General features: G+C 61.8%; 11 protein-coding genes, 5 tRNA genes and 1 pseudogene. 11 read left to right on the top strand and 6 right to left on the bottom strand.

Annotated elements, in window-relative coordinates; genetic code table 11:
- Nucleotides 1-15 precede the first annotated feature (15 nt).
- From B5E42_RS10680 to tnpA, 11 genes and pseudogenes are all read left to right on the top strand, one after another.
- The gene (locus B5E42_RS10680) at nucleotides 16-327 is read left to right on the top strand and encodes a YerC/YecD family TrpR-related protein (RefSeq protein ID WP_087239440.1); all 312 of its coding nucleotides are present in this window, start codon (nucleotides 16-18) and stop codon (nucleotides 325-327) included.
- The gene (locus B5E42_RS10675) at nucleotides 317-1,063 is read left to right on the top strand and encodes a class I SAM-dependent methyltransferase (protein ID WP_087239438.1); all 747 of its coding nucleotides are present in this window, start codon (nucleotides 317-319) and stop codon (nucleotides 1,061-1,063) included. The genes B5E42_RS10680 and B5E42_RS10675 overlap by 11 nt, the downstream gene beginning before the upstream one ends.
- A gap of 5 nt (nucleotides 1,064-1,068) precedes the next feature.
- A complete protein-coding gene (gene hslO / locus B5E42_RS10670; RefSeq protein ID WP_087239436.1) occupies nucleotides 1,069-1,947 on the top strand; it encodes an Hsp33 family molecular chaperone HslO in 879 nt (292 codons plus the stop codon).
- A 121-nt stretch (nucleotides 1,948-2,068) separates the two neighbouring features.
- Nucleotides 2,069-2,144 (top strand) — tRNA-Val (locus B5E42_RS10665).
- A 34-nt stretch (nucleotides 2,145-2,178) separates the two neighbouring features.
- A tRNA-Asp gene (locus B5E42_RS10660) sits at nucleotides 2,179-2,255 on the top strand.
- Between the two features lie 3 nt (nucleotides 2,256-2,258).
- Nucleotides 2,259-2,334, top strand: a tRNA-Phe gene (locus B5E42_RS10655).
- Nucleotides 2,335-2,414: 80 nt separating this feature from the next.
- Nucleotides 2,415-2,490 (top strand) — tRNA-Gly (locus B5E42_RS10650).
- Between the two features lie 45 nt (nucleotides 2,491-2,535).
- A tRNA-Cys gene (locus B5E42_RS10645) sits at nucleotides 2,536-2,609 on the top strand.
- 458 nt (nucleotides 2,610-3,067) lie between these two features.
- Nucleotides 3,068-3,655, top strand: coding sequence for a DUF4313 domain-containing protein (locus B5E42_RS10640; protein ID WP_087239434.1), 588 nt, complete (start codon nucleotides 3,068-3,070; stop codon nucleotides 3,653-3,655).
- A gap of 646 nt (nucleotides 3,656-4,301) precedes the next feature.
- Nucleotides 4,302-5,045, top strand: a pseudogene (locus B5E42_RS10630) (metallophosphoesterase); the annotation flags it as partial.
- A 447-nt stretch (nucleotides 5,046-5,492) separates the two neighbouring features.
- Nucleotides 5,493-5,912, top strand: coding sequence for an IS200/IS605 family transposase (tnpA, locus tag B5E42_RS10625; RefSeq protein ID WP_242967109.1), 420 nt, complete (start codon nucleotides 5,493-5,495; stop codon nucleotides 5,910-5,912).
- Nucleotides 5,913-6,186: 274 nt separating this feature from the next.
- On the opposite strand, the gene B5E42_RS10620 is transcribed toward tnpA, so the two are convergent.
- From B5E42_RS10620 to B5E42_RS10595, 6 genes are all read right to left on the bottom strand, one after another.
- The gene (locus B5E42_RS10620) at nucleotides 6,187-7,335 is read right to left on the bottom strand and encodes an iron-containing alcohol dehydrogenase (RefSeq protein WP_087239682.1); all 1,149 of its coding nucleotides are present in this window, start codon (nucleotides 7,333-7,335) and stop codon (nucleotides 6,187-6,189) included.
- A gap of 158 nt (nucleotides 7,336-7,493) precedes the next feature.
- Nucleotides 7,494-8,627 carry a flavodoxin gene (locus tag B5E42_RS10615; RefSeq protein ID WP_087239432.1) on the bottom strand — a complete coding sequence of 378 codons (1,134 nt, stop codon included), beginning with the start codon at nucleotides 8,625-8,627 and terminating at the stop codon, nucleotides 7,494-7,496.
- 25 nt (nucleotides 8,628-8,652) lie between these two features.
- Nucleotides 8,653-9,504, bottom strand: coding sequence for an aldo/keto reductase (locus B5E42_RS10610; protein ID WP_087239430.1), 852 nt, complete (start codon nucleotides 9,502-9,504; stop codon nucleotides 8,653-8,655).
- A gap of 21 nt (nucleotides 9,505-9,525) precedes the next feature.
- Nucleotides 9,526-9,924 carry a cupin domain-containing protein gene (locus B5E42_RS10605; protein ID WP_087239428.1) on the bottom strand — a complete coding sequence of 133 codons (399 nt, stop codon included), beginning with the start codon at nucleotides 9,922-9,924 and terminating at the stop codon, nucleotides 9,526-9,528.
- Nucleotides 9,925-9,946: 22 nt separating this feature from the next.
- On the bottom strand, nucleotides 9,947-11,077 hold the full coding sequence (locus tag B5E42_RS10600; RefSeq protein WP_087239425.1) for an alpha/beta fold hydrolase: 1,131 nt from the start codon (nucleotides 11,075-11,077) through the stop codon (nucleotides 9,947-9,949).
- Between the two features lie 38 nt (nucleotides 11,078-11,115).
- A complete protein-coding gene (locus B5E42_RS10595) occupies nucleotides 11,116-12,117 on the bottom strand; it encodes an aldo/keto reductase (protein ID WP_087239423.1) in 1,002 nt (333 codons plus the stop codon).
- Between the last annotated feature and the right edge of the window lies 1 nt (nucleotide 12,118).

Raw genomic sequence — 12,118 nt, 5'->3', positions numbered from 1 at the left:
GGTCATTTTTGTATTATGACGGCAAAACACGACAAGCAGGTCCATGGGGAGCTGCTCTACGAGGCGATTCTATCCCTGAAGGACCTGGATGAGTGCAAGAAGTTTTTCTCCGACCTGTGTACCGTGGGGGAGCTGCGGGCCATGGAGCAGCGGTTTGAGGTGGCCATGCTCCTGTCGGAGGGCATGATCTACAACGACATCCTGGAGCGCACCGGCGCCTCCAGCGCCACCATCAGCCGGGTGAACCGCTCCCTCCAGTACGGGGCGGACGGGTATCAGGCGGTACTCCCCCGGATCAAGGAGAAGCTGGGCGAAGATGGCGTATGAGTTTCTGGCCGGGTGCTACGACGAGTTCACCGCCGACGTGCCCTACCGCCGCTGGGCGGACTATCTGGAGAAGCACTTCGCCCGCAGCGCTCTGCCCATCCATACCGTGCTGGATCTGGCCTGCGGCACCGGCAGCCTGACGAAGGAGCTGGCGGAGCGGGGCTATGAGATGATCGGGGCCGACCGGTCGGAGGAGATGCTGGCCGTGGCGGCGGAGAAGTGCCGGGGCGCGGGGGAGATTGCGCCCATCTTCCTCCACCAGTCCATGGAGAAGCTGGATCTCTACGGCACCATCGACGCCTGCGTCTGCTGTCTGGACAGCGTCAACTACGTCACCCGGCCCAAGACCCTGGAGCGGGCCTTTCAGCGGGTTCACACCTTCCTCATGCCCGGCGGGCTTTTCCTCTTTGACATCAACACCCCGGAGAAGCTGCGGGGCCTGGACGGGCAGGTGTTCCTGGACGAGAGCGAGGACGCCTACTGCGTGTGGCGGGCGGAGTTCTCCCCCCGGCGGCGCATCTGCACCTACGGCATGGACGTATTCCGGCTGGAGCCCTCCGGGCTGTGGAGCCGGGGGGAGGAGCTCCACGAGGAGTACGCCTACGAGCCTGCGGAGCTGGAGGAGCTGCTGCGGCAGGCGGGCTTCTCCCACATCAGACAATATGGCGAGCTGAAATTCCGCGCCCCCAAGCCGGGGGAAGGGCGGATTTTCTTTGCCGCACGAAAGGAATTTTGACAAGCATGGCAGATCAGATCATTCGCGTACTGGCCAAAAACGCGCCTGTGAAGGCGTCGGTTATCACCGCCAGGGACATGGTGGAGCGCGCCCGGCAGATCCACAGGACGCTGCCCGTGGCCACGGCGGCCCTGGGGCGCACCCTGATGGCGGCCTCCATGATGGGCAACCAGCTCAAGGAAGAGGACGGCTCCGTGACCCTGCGCATCAAGGGGGACGGCCCCCTGGGCGGCATTACCGCCGTGGCCGACAGCGCCGGCAACGCCCGGGGCTATGTGGTCAACCCGGCGGTGGATCTCCCCCTGAAGGGGCCCGCCAAGCTGGACGTGGGCTCCGCCGTGGGCCGGGACGGCTCCCTCACCGTGATCAAGGACTTGAACCTGAAGGAGCCCTATGTGGGCACCGTGCCCATGGTGTCCGGCGAGATCGCCGAGGACATCACCTCCTACTTTGCCGAGAGCGAGCAGATCCCCACCGCCTGCGCCCTGGGGGTGCTGGTGGATGTGGATCAGAGCGTGCTGTGTGCCGGCGGCTACCTGATCCAGCTGCTGCCCGGCGCGGACGACGCCGCCATCTCCGCCATCGAGCGGGGGATTGCCCGGGTGGGCCCGGTGACCGAGGCCCTGCGGGGCGGCCTGGACGCCCGGGGCCTGGTGGAGCAGGTGCTCTCTGAGTTCGAGCTGGAGGAGCTCTCCGCTGAGCCGGTGGAGTACCGCTGCTACTGCAGCCGGGATCGGGTGACCCGGGCTCTCATCAGCATGGGCCGGGAGGAGCTGGAGGCCCTGATCCGCGAGCAGGGCCGGGCGGAGCTCACCTGCCAGTTCTGCGACAAGGTCTACCATTATACCAAAGAGGAGCTGGAGGGCCTGCTGGCCTCCCTGTAGGGACAGCGGCAGAAAAAACAAAAAAATTTGCGTGAAATGGTTGACAACGGTAGGCTGATTTAGTATAATAACCTTCGCCGCGTGACCGAGTGAGCAAAATTCGGGCGTGCGGCGAGGACAGGGGAGCATAGCTCAGCTGGGAGAGCGCATGCCTTACAAGCATGATGTCACAGGTTCGAGCCCTGTTGTTCCCACCACTCCCTCTGGGAGCTCCCGTACCCCCTACCGTCTGGCGCGGTAGTTCAGTTGGTTAGAACGCCGGCCTGTCACGCCGGAGGTCGAGGGTTCAAGTCCCTTCCGCGTCGCCATTTGCCTCTGTAGCTCAGTTGGTAGAGCAGGGGACTGAAAATCCCCGTGTCGCTGGTTCGATTCCGGCCGGAGGCACCACTCTCCGGTGGATACCGCAGGGTATCCACCGGGGGGATCTTCTAAATGCATGAGGGGCCGCATAGAATGGTTCCGGGCATGCAGGTGTAGCTCATCTGGTAGAGCGCCACCTTGCCAAGGTGGAGGTAGCGAGTTCGAGCCTCGTCACCTGCTCCATACAAATGATAACAGGAGCAAGCGCCTTGCTCCTGTTATCCATAGGGCGACATAGCCAAGTGGTAAGGCAGAGCTCTGCAAAAGCTCCACCCCCAGTTCGAGTCTGGGTGTCGCCTCCAAAGGATGACCACACCGAAGGTGTGGTCATCCTTTTTATTTTCCTGAAATCTGAGTTCTGAAAAAGATATTTTCGCGGTATTTCGGGGCATTGGAAGGGTTTGCACCTGGATTTCCCCAGTTTCCGAGCTCCGGCAGAGATTAGCGCACTATTTGAACACAGCCGGGGCACAGAAATTTGAAAAAAAGATACACAAAAAGCAACGCGTCAGTTTGTTGGTTTCGTCAACCACCAGGCCGGCGCTTTTTTGCTGCCCGGTAAATTCAAATAGGGCGTTTTCAGTTTGCCCCCTGAGAAGCATGGCAGGGTACAACGGCATTACAGGTACTGCCCAAAAGGGCACACGGTCTTTCGCCCGCTTTGCTGAGTATACATCCTGCCGGAAATGCGGCAGGATGGGAGTCCGGGCGAGGGCCACAAAAACAGTGATTAAAGAAGCACTTTGGGGAGGGATTGAAATTGAACAGGAATATGTTTTGGAATGTCATTGACAGCGTCAATTCGGGAGGGCCTTATCCAGACCAGGAGACACAGCGGTGCAGGCTGACTGCCACCCTGTTCCCACGCATCTGTGCCAGAAGCCGCACCCTGCCCGGCAGGGAGCTGGTCAGGCAGATCAAGCTGAATGAGCTGTTCCAGAGCCGGGATCAGGTGCATGCCTTTGTGGATCAGGCCGGGCACCGGACAAGCTGTCTGCTGCCCGGCCTGGCCATCGTGCTGAATGAGGTGGGCAGCACACCGGATGAGGCAGAAGAATATGCCGTGCTCACGGTGTCCTTCGGGGATTTCCTCAGCCTGAAAAACGGGGCATATATCGACACCAACAACTGCTATTTTGCCGACCAGATGCTCCGGCAGGGCATTGCAGAAGACACAGGATTCAGCCGGCACAGCGGCTTCTGCCAGTATCCCCTCTGGCGGTTCAAGGAGGAGTTCCTGAAGGGAATCGGCGGGGAGAACTATCAGGAATACCTGCGGCGCTATGACGAGTATATGGGCATCGGCAGAGCGGACAGAAGGCAGGATCAGGGGCTGTCCATGCAGTGATTTTCCTGTCCCCTGCACATGAAAAAGGGCGTTAAGCCCGGAGGAGGAAACGAGCATGACCAAAGAAGCCTATTTTGAGAAACTGTCCTATGCCCTGCGGCGGGAGCTGCTGCCCTGGCCGATGGAGGAGGATGGCCTGCTGCCGGTGGAGTGGAACGGCCGCATCCTGTGCCGGGTCACGGAGCGCGGCGCCGTCCGGTATGATCCCACCTGGGTGGACACTGACAGGGCAAAGGCCGCCCTGGCCCAAGTCGCGGAGGCGGCGGGGACGGTGATGGACTACATGACGCTTCTGGAGGCGGCCCCGCCGCTGAAGGCGGAAGGCCTGGCGGACGGTTACCGGGTGCTGGCAGAGTTCAACGGCACGGTGCTGGCCGGGACAGAGACACTGCTGTGGGCCCAGTTCGTCACCTGGGCACGGGACAATGGAAAGAAGTTCTATACCCAGTCTCCCAACCTGGATGAGGAACCTCTCCGGCAGGCCGTCCTAGATGCCGTCAACGCCGTCATGCTGGATCGTGACACTCTGGCCCGGCAGCTCACCACTGCCATGGAGCGAGAGCTGGCCCCAGTGCCGGGGGAGAGCATGAGCCTGACGGATATCGACCATGCTCTGGAGGAACTGAGCGGCCGGTTCAACAGCCTGCTGGCCGAGGCGTCTGCTAATCCCTCAGAGGACTACACGAAGCGGTTCCGCCCGGAATACTTCCCGGAGGGCCGGGAGCTCACCAAGGAAGACGTGGTGATTATTGGGGGGGACTTTGGTGGCGTGTGGTTCGGGGACAGCCAGGATGATGAGGCTCTGAACTGGCTGGAGAGCCTGCCTTTCACCGTGGCCTTCGTATCGGGTAACCATGAAAACTATGACGCATTGGCCCGATCCCCGGTGGAGCTCTGGCACGGAGGCAGGGTGCAGACCATCCGCCCCTACGTGCTCCACCTGATGCGGAGGCAGGTCTATGAACTGGCCGGGCTCACCTTCTTTACCATAGGCGGGGCAAGCACCCATGATATCGAGAACGGGATCCTCAGCCTGGACGACCCCAACTTTAAACGGAAATATTGGATGCTGCAGCGAAAGGAACGGGCCCGGTTCCGCATTGACCGCCTGTCCTGGTGGAGGGAGGAACTGCCCTCAGCCGGGGAGTATGCGGAGGCGCGTAAAAACCTGGACCCTCACGGCTGGGCGGTGGACTATATCCTCACCCACTGCGCACCCACCAGCATTGCCCTCCAGTTCTCTCGGCACTACGCGGCGGATCGCCTGACGGACTTTCTCCAGGAGGTCAAAGACCGGGCACAATACCACTACTGGCGGTTCGGCCACTACCATGACAACAAAGCTATTGATACCAAACATATTCTCCTGTGGGAGCAGATCGTGCAGATTCCAGGCGTTACCCCTTCATTCCACCTGTCGGGTTATCAGTTCTGCAAGTTGTTGTTTTCAGGGACTCCTTTCAATTCCGCTTCATTGGACTTGCGCCTGACCTTTTCAATCAGGAACGTGTCACACCCAGGCTGGGGTATGGTTGCAATCCACCCTCGATGAGCAGCTTGATTCCTGCTATACTGAAAAAATACAGTATATGTGGAGTGCCTGGAGCATGAAGAAGATCCTTTTTGCGTGCCACGGCAGTATCTTGAAAAGTCCCGGAAAAGCCAGTAAAATTAATGGCTTCACGAAGCAGAAAAGCGTTTGCTACACCATTTTTGAACCTTGATATGACGATTTAAAGAAAATAAAGCAAGCAGCAATATTTCCGGTTGGAATATTGCTGCTTATTTTATCGGAGGTAAATTGTTTGAGCATACGAGTTGGAGATGTTGATATCACATCGTATTTGCACCCAAATATCGAAGGATGGAGATATATGTCCAGATAAAACAGGATATAGGAATGATATTGAGAAAACTGTGTCGGAAAAAGGGTATAGAGGCTATAGCATCCAGAGCAAACCCAGACCATATACACATGCTGATAAGTATCCCGCCCATGTACAGCATATCACAGATTATGAGGTGTTTGAAAGGGAAAAGTAGTCTGATGATATTTGATCGGCATGCAAATTTGAAGTGTAGGTATGGAAATCGGCACTTTGGGGCCAGAGGATATTATGCGGATACAGTGGGACGGAATAAAAAGCAAATAGCAGAGTATATCCGAAACCAACTGGCATCGGATCAAATAGCAGACCAGATAGGCCTGAAAGAGTTTGTTGATCCGTTTACGGGTCGCAAGAACAGGAAGGCATAAAAGGAACCCCTTAAGGGGTAGCCCGAGAAAGAAATGCAGTCGGCAAACCTTTCGGGCTCCTTAAGGGGCTTCGTCCGTATCAGGCCCTTATAGGGCCTACTCAAGCCTCCGGCTTAGCCGGAGGCTGCGGCACAGTCCATCTGGCTTTCTCGATCCTCGTATGGCCGATTTCAAGGCGGCCGCAGGCTGTTTCCTGTTTCAGAGGCAATGATCTGTCAAAATGAGGCGCTTAATTCTTCTCCCGCCGCTCATCAAGGATTGACCCAACGGGGGCTTACATGCACTCCATCAGGATGATGTAGACCTCGCCGCGGGTGAGCTGGCGGGGGCCGTTTGGCAGAAGATTGATGCTGTCCGCCACCTGCCGCAGCAGCTCCGGGGTGATCTCCACCCTGCTTTTCAGCTGGCTCAGCCTGACCGGCAGGCCGCATTCCTGGATAAAGGCGGCCAGAGCGTCCACCGCCGCCTCTGCACCCTCCACGCCGAAAACAGCCTTCCCCAGCCGGGCAAACTTTTCCGGGGCGTCCTTCACAATGTGCCGGTAGTAGGCCGGGTGGAGCACCGCAAGCCCCTGGCCGTGGTTGCAGTCGGTGTAGGCCCCCAGCTGGTGCTCCATCTGGTGGCACTCAAAGTCGGTGACCCGGCCCACCTTCAGGATGCCGTTCTCCGCCATGGCGGATGCCCACATCAGGTTGCTGCGGGCAGTGTAGTCGTTGAGGTCTTTCAGCAGGGCGCGCATATTGACCACCGTGCTGTGCATGACGGCCAGGGCCACCTCGTCGGACACATTGTCCCGGTCGGAGCGGCCGAAGTAGGTCTCCATGGCGTGGCTCAGGGTGTCAAAGGCGCCGGAGAGCACCTGCATCCGGGGCAGGCTCATGGTGTACGCCGGATCCAGGATGGCGAAGCGGGGCGCGGCAGCGAACATGCCGCCCTTGATTTTGGTTTCCTCGTTGGTGATGACGGCCCCGCCGTTCATCTCCGCGCCCGTACCGGAGGCGGTGACCACCGCCCCCAGGGGGATGGGCGCCGCGGAGGGCGCCTTGTGCTGCACCATCTCCAGCTCCCACAGCTCCTCGTCCGTGACGGCCTGGGCGCAGACAATCTTACAGCAGTCGATCACCGAGCCGCCGCCCACCGCCAGCACCAGATCCACCTTGTTCTCCCGGGCCAGCCCGGCCCCCTCCTTCACCTTGGCCCAGGTGGGATTGGACATGATCCCGGTAAACTCGGTGATGCTCTTGCCCGCCTCTTTCAGGATGCCGGTAATCTCCTCATAGACGCCGTTTTTCTTGATGGAGCCGCCGCCGTAGGCCAGCAGCACATTGGGGCCGCAGGCAGCCAGGAGCCCGGTGAGATGCTGCCGGGCCGCTCCCCTGCCGAAGCAGACCTTGGTTGGATACTCGTACACAAAATTTTCCACATAAATCACTTCTTTCATCGAATAAAGCTGGTATATTGAAACGGCTCCCGGGTGGGAAGGCCCAGCCAGCGGGCCGAGCCCCCCTCACGCAGGGCGGTGCAGGCGCCCCTCCCGGGCCTGCCGCTGACCAGCCGCGCTTTCCTACCAGCCGCTTTCCTTTACAGCCCCAGGCTGTCTGTCCACGCCTGCACGTCGGCATCCGATGCGCCGGAGCGGAACCGCTGTCCCTCCAGCCAGTCGCCGGTGCCGGCCAGGCCGGCCAGGCGCTGCCCGCTCTCCCCGATGCCGGAACTGGAGGATGTGCAGAAGGGGATCACCGTCTTGCCGGTGAAGTCGTTTTCCGTCACAAAGCCCTCCACCGGCCAGGCGGCGTCATACCACCAGATAGGGTAGCCGAGGAATACCACATCATACTCGTCCCAATTCTCCGGGGTATAGGTAACCAGTTCTGTGTTCCGGGCATCCGGGTTTTCGTACTCGTAGACCACCCGGCTGTTCTCGTCCGTCCAGTTCAGATCCTCGTCGGTGTAGGGCTCTGCCGGCGTGAGCTCGAACAGATCGCCGCCGGTGGTCTCCGCGATGGCATTGGCCACGCGCGCTGTGTTGCCGGTGGCGGAGAAGTGGGCCACCAGGACACGGGGGCTCTCGCCCGGCTGCTCCGGCTCCGCGGGCGCGGACGCGGTCAGATAGTTCCGCAGGATAACAGCTACCTGGGCACGGGTGGCGCTGGCCCGGGGCAGGAAGCGGTTGCCGTCCGCGCCGTTCACAACGCCGCTGGCCCGGGCCCAGTCCACGGCCTGGGCCGCATAGGCGGAGATATCCGCCTCGTCGGCGAAATCCGTACCGGCCTCCGCCGCGGGGCTGCCGGCGTACCGCCACAGGATGGCGGCGATCTGCTCCCGGGTCACCGGGTCGTCGGTTCCAAACAGGCCGCTGCCGTAGCCGCTGATCACGCCCTGCCGGGAGGCCCAGAGGACGGCATCGGCGTACCAGGCGCCCTCCGCCGTGTCGGTAAAGCTGTCACTGCCGGAGACGGCGGGGCTGCCCGCCGCCCGGTACAGGGTCTGCGCCAGCATGGCGCGGGTCATGGTGCCGTCCGGGTCAAAGGCGGCGGCGGAGGTGCCGCTCATCAGGCCGTTGTCCCGGACATAGGCCACCGCATCCGCATACCAGGCGTCCGCGGACACATCGGAAAAGCCGGTGTCCTCCACAGCGGCAAAGGCGGTCAGGTTCATGCCGAGTACCAGGGCCAGGGCCAGAAGGGTGGCACCCATTCGTTTCAAATTCCGCATGATTTTTTCCTCCTAATTTTGATCTTCAGACTTTCCGCACCAGGCCCGCCAGCATCTCCACCACGGCGGGGTCCCGGTGATCGAAGAAGGAGCTGACGCCGGTGTCCAGGGCGGCGATGGCGGCCATGTCCTCCTGGGATAGGGTAAAGTCGAACACATCGAAGTTTTGGGCCATCCGCTCGCGCTTGGTGCTCTTGGGGATGCACACGATGCCCCGCTGGAGCTGCCAGCGCAGCACCACTTGGGCCACGCTCTTGTGGTACTTGGCCCCGATGGCCGTCAGGGTCTCGTTGTGGAACAGGTCGTTGTGTCCCTCGGCAAAGGGGGCCCAGCTCTCCATCTGCACGCCCTTGGACTGCATGTAGTCCTGGGCCTTGTGCTGCTGGAAGAACACGTTGCACTCCACCTGGTTGACGGCGGGGGGCATTTCATTGAAGGCGATCAGATCCGCCAGCCGGTCGGGGTAGAAGCTGCACACCCCGATGGCCCGGACGCGGCCCTCCTTGTACAGCTCGGTCATGGCCCGCCAGGCGCCATAGTAGTCGTTCAGGGGCTGGTGGATCAGGTACAGGTCCAGGTAGTCCAGGCCAAGGCGATCCAGCGATTTCTGGAAGGCCGCCCTGGCCCCCTCATAGCTTGCATCGGAGATCCACAGCTTGGTGGTGATGAACAGCTCTTCCCGGGCCACGCCGCACTCCCGCACTGCCTTGCCCACGGCCTCCTCGTTTCCGTAGGAGGCGGCGGTGTCGATGAGGCGATAGCCCACGCCGATGGTGTCCCGCACCGCCCGCTCACACTCCGCCGGATCCTTGATCTGATAGGTTCCGAAGCCCAGCTGAGGCATTTTCACCCCGTTGTTTAAGGTCACATAATCCATAAGAATGCCCTCCGCTTCTCGTTACTTCAATTTTTGATAGTCCGCCTCATCCACCGCCTCCAGCCATTCCGCTTTGGAGCCGGGAATGGAGATAGCCACATGGGCGAACCAGCTGTCCGGGGCCGCCCCGTGCCAGTGCTTGACCTCCGGCGGGATGCTCACCACATCGCCGGGGCGCGGCTCCCGGGGCTCTTTGCCCCACTCCTGATAGTATCCCCGGCCAGCGGTACACAGGAGGATCTGCCCGCCCTTATGGTGGATGTGCCAGTTGTTCCGGCAGCCCGGCTCGAAGGTCACGTTGGAAACGGAGACGCCGCCTTCATTGCTCAGAGGATAGAGGTAGCTGGCTCCGCTGAAATACTGGCCCGCCACGGTGTTGGGGCCGCCCTGGGGAAAGAGGTTCTGGAATGTTTCGCTCATTGCCCTCACCGCCTTACTTCTGTTACTCGGTCGCGTTCTCCTGAATCCAGGCCTCGATGTGGTCGGCGATCACATCGTTGTTCAGCTCCTGGAACATGAAGTGGGAGTTGCCGGTGATGCCCTCGTCGGGCAGGTGAACCACGGTGCTGCTGCCGCCGGCGGCGTTGTATGCCTCGGTAAAGGTGTCCGCGCTGGCGGCCATCATGGCCCACATGGCGGCGGCGGGCACGTCGGTGAACTCCTCACCGATGTAGTCGCCGTAGTAGAAGGTGACGGGGATCTCCTGCTCCACCATGGCGTTATAGGCGTCGCTGTCCACCTGGGGTGCCCCGCCGGGCTCGATGGCCACGATGGCGGCCGCGTGGTCGGTGTACCGGGGCACCTCCCAGCCGGGCAGGCCGCCCTGGGAGTGGGCCACCAGGATGGAGTCCCGGCCGGTGCGATCATAGATCTCGTCGATGGCGGCCGCCACCGCCTGGGCCACCACGGCGTTGTCGATGTTCTGGTCGTTATTCGCGTTGTCCATGCCGGTGTCCGGGGTCATCTGGCGGAAGAACTGATCCAGCACGTCCTCCCCCTGTGGGAACTGGGAGCCCTCGTTGTAGGTGAACTCGTCGTTCAGGTAGGTGCCGATGCGGAACTGGGTGTACCAGGTCTGGTCGGAGGGGGTGGTGGTTATGGTGCCCGCCACCGAGGTCTGGCCCGCCTCGCCCCGGCGGGGCTGGTCGATGAGCCACACGCTGTGGCCCATGCGCAGGAACATATCGCTCCAGCCCTCCCGGCCGTCGGGGGTGGTCATCCAGCCCATGCGGGACTGGCCGTAGCCGTGGAGAAACACCATGGGCAGCTCCGTGTTGTCCTCGGGGATCTGGTAGAGCACGTTGGCGTGATCCACGTGGGAAGTGGAGCCCTCCCGGGAGGTGTAATAGTTGGCCACATCGAAGGTGCCGTCGGACTGAATCACCGAGCCGCCGGCGGAGAAGATGCCCTGCTCGGCGATGACCAGGGCGTCGGAGGCGGCCTCCGGCGTCTCCTCGGGAGCTGGGCTGGCGCTGGATGCGCCGGGCGCTTGATTCCCGGCGCATCCGGCCAGCAGTGAGAGGGTTAAGGCCCCGGCCAGGGCCAGAGCCAGCCATTTGCGGGTCTGTTTCATGGTCGTTCATCCTTTCTGAGTCATATGGGAACCGGTCGTTATCTGCTTTTGACGGCGGTGCCGCCGAACACGGCGGACATGGGGATGGTGTCCAGGGCTTTGTCCAGGGCCTCCACCTCGGCGGGGGAGAGCACAACCTCCGCCGCCCCGGCGTTTTCCCACATCCGCTCCACCTTCCGGCTGCCGGGGATGGGGACGATGTACGGCTTTTTGCACAGCATCCAGGCCAGGGAGATCTGGGCGGGGGTGGCGCGCTTCCGCTCCGCCAGATCCCGCAGCAGCTCCAGCAGCGCCCGGTTCTGCTCCGCCGCCTCCGGGGTGAACTGGGGCATGGCGCTGCGGTAGTCCAGCCTGGGGTCGAATTTGGAGTCCTTCCCGTAGGCCCCGGTCAGCAGGCCGTTGGCCATGGGGGAGAAGGCCACAAAGCCCACCTTCAGCTCCTCCAGCACCGGGAACAGGGCCTCGTGCTGCCGGGCCATCATGGAGTAGCGGTTCTGCACCGCCGTCACCGGGCACACCGCGTGGGCCCGGCGCAGGTAGTCCTCGGTTGTCTCGGAGATGCCCCAGTGGGTGATTTTGCCCTCCCGGATCAGATCGGCCATCACCCGGGCCACCGTCTCGGGTTCCACCCTGGGATCCATGCGGTGCTGGAAGTACAGGTCGATGTGGTCGGTCTGGAGGCGCCGGAGGGAGCCCTCCACCGAGGCGCGGATGGTCTCCGGACGGGCGTCGGGGATCAGCGGCTTGTTCACCGCCGCGCTGGTCTCGTCGAAGCGGATGCCGAACTTGGTGACGATCTGCACCCGGTCCCGCACATCTCTCAGGGCCTCCCCCACCAGCTTCTCATTGTGGTGGGGATCGGCGGCGGTGCCGTAGGTCTCGGCGGTGTCGAACATAGTGTAGCCCAGGTCATAGGCGGCCCGGATGGAACGGATCGCCTCCTTTTTCTCCGTGGGCGCCCCGTAGGCGTGGCTGAAGCCCATGCACCCCAGGCCCACGGCGGAGACCGTCAGATCTGCGCCCAATGTACGTGTGTTCATG

It is taken from the genome of Flavonifractor sp. An10 (assembly GCF_002161215.1).
GTDB classification, from domain to species: Bacteria; Bacillota; Clostridia; order Oscillospirales; family Oscillospiraceae; genus Flavonifractor; species Flavonifractor avistercoris.
Note: the sequence above shows the minus strand (reverse complement) of the source record. Positions and strands in the feature narration are given on the sequence as shown.

Excerpts from the sequence above, each read along its gene's own strand:
- B5E42_RS10680 (WP_087239440.1), top strand. The coding sequence starts at position 16 with ATGACGGCAAAACACGACAAGCAGGTCCATGGGGAGCTGCTCTACGAG.
- B5E42_RS10675 (WP_087239438.1), top strand. The coding sequence starts at position 317 with ATGGCGTATGAGTTTCTGGCCGGGTGCTACGACGAGTTCACCGCCGAC.
- hslO (WP_087239436.1), top strand. The coding sequence starts at position 1,069 with ATGGCAGATCAGATCATTCGCGTACTGGCCAAAAACGCGCCTGTGAAG.
- B5E42_RS10615 (WP_087239432.1), bottom strand. The coding sequence starts at position 8,627 with ATGCGGAATTTGAAACGAATGGGTGCCACCCTTCTGGCCCTGGCCCTG.
- B5E42_RS10610 (WP_087239430.1), bottom strand. The coding sequence starts at position 9,504 with ATGGATTATGTGACCTTAAACAACGGGGTGAAAATGCCTCAGCTGGGC.
- B5E42_RS10605 (WP_087239428.1), bottom strand. The coding sequence starts at position 9,924 with ATGAGCGAAACATTCCAGAACCTCTTTCCCCAGGGCGGCCCCAACACC.
- B5E42_RS10600 (WP_087239425.1), bottom strand. The coding sequence starts at position 11,077 with ATGAAACAGACCCGCAAATGGCTGGCTCTGGCCCTGGCCGGGGCCTTA.
- B5E42_RS10595 (WP_087239423.1), bottom strand. The coding sequence starts at position 12,117 with ATGAACACACGTACATTGGGCGCAGATCTGACGGTCTCCGCCGTGGGC.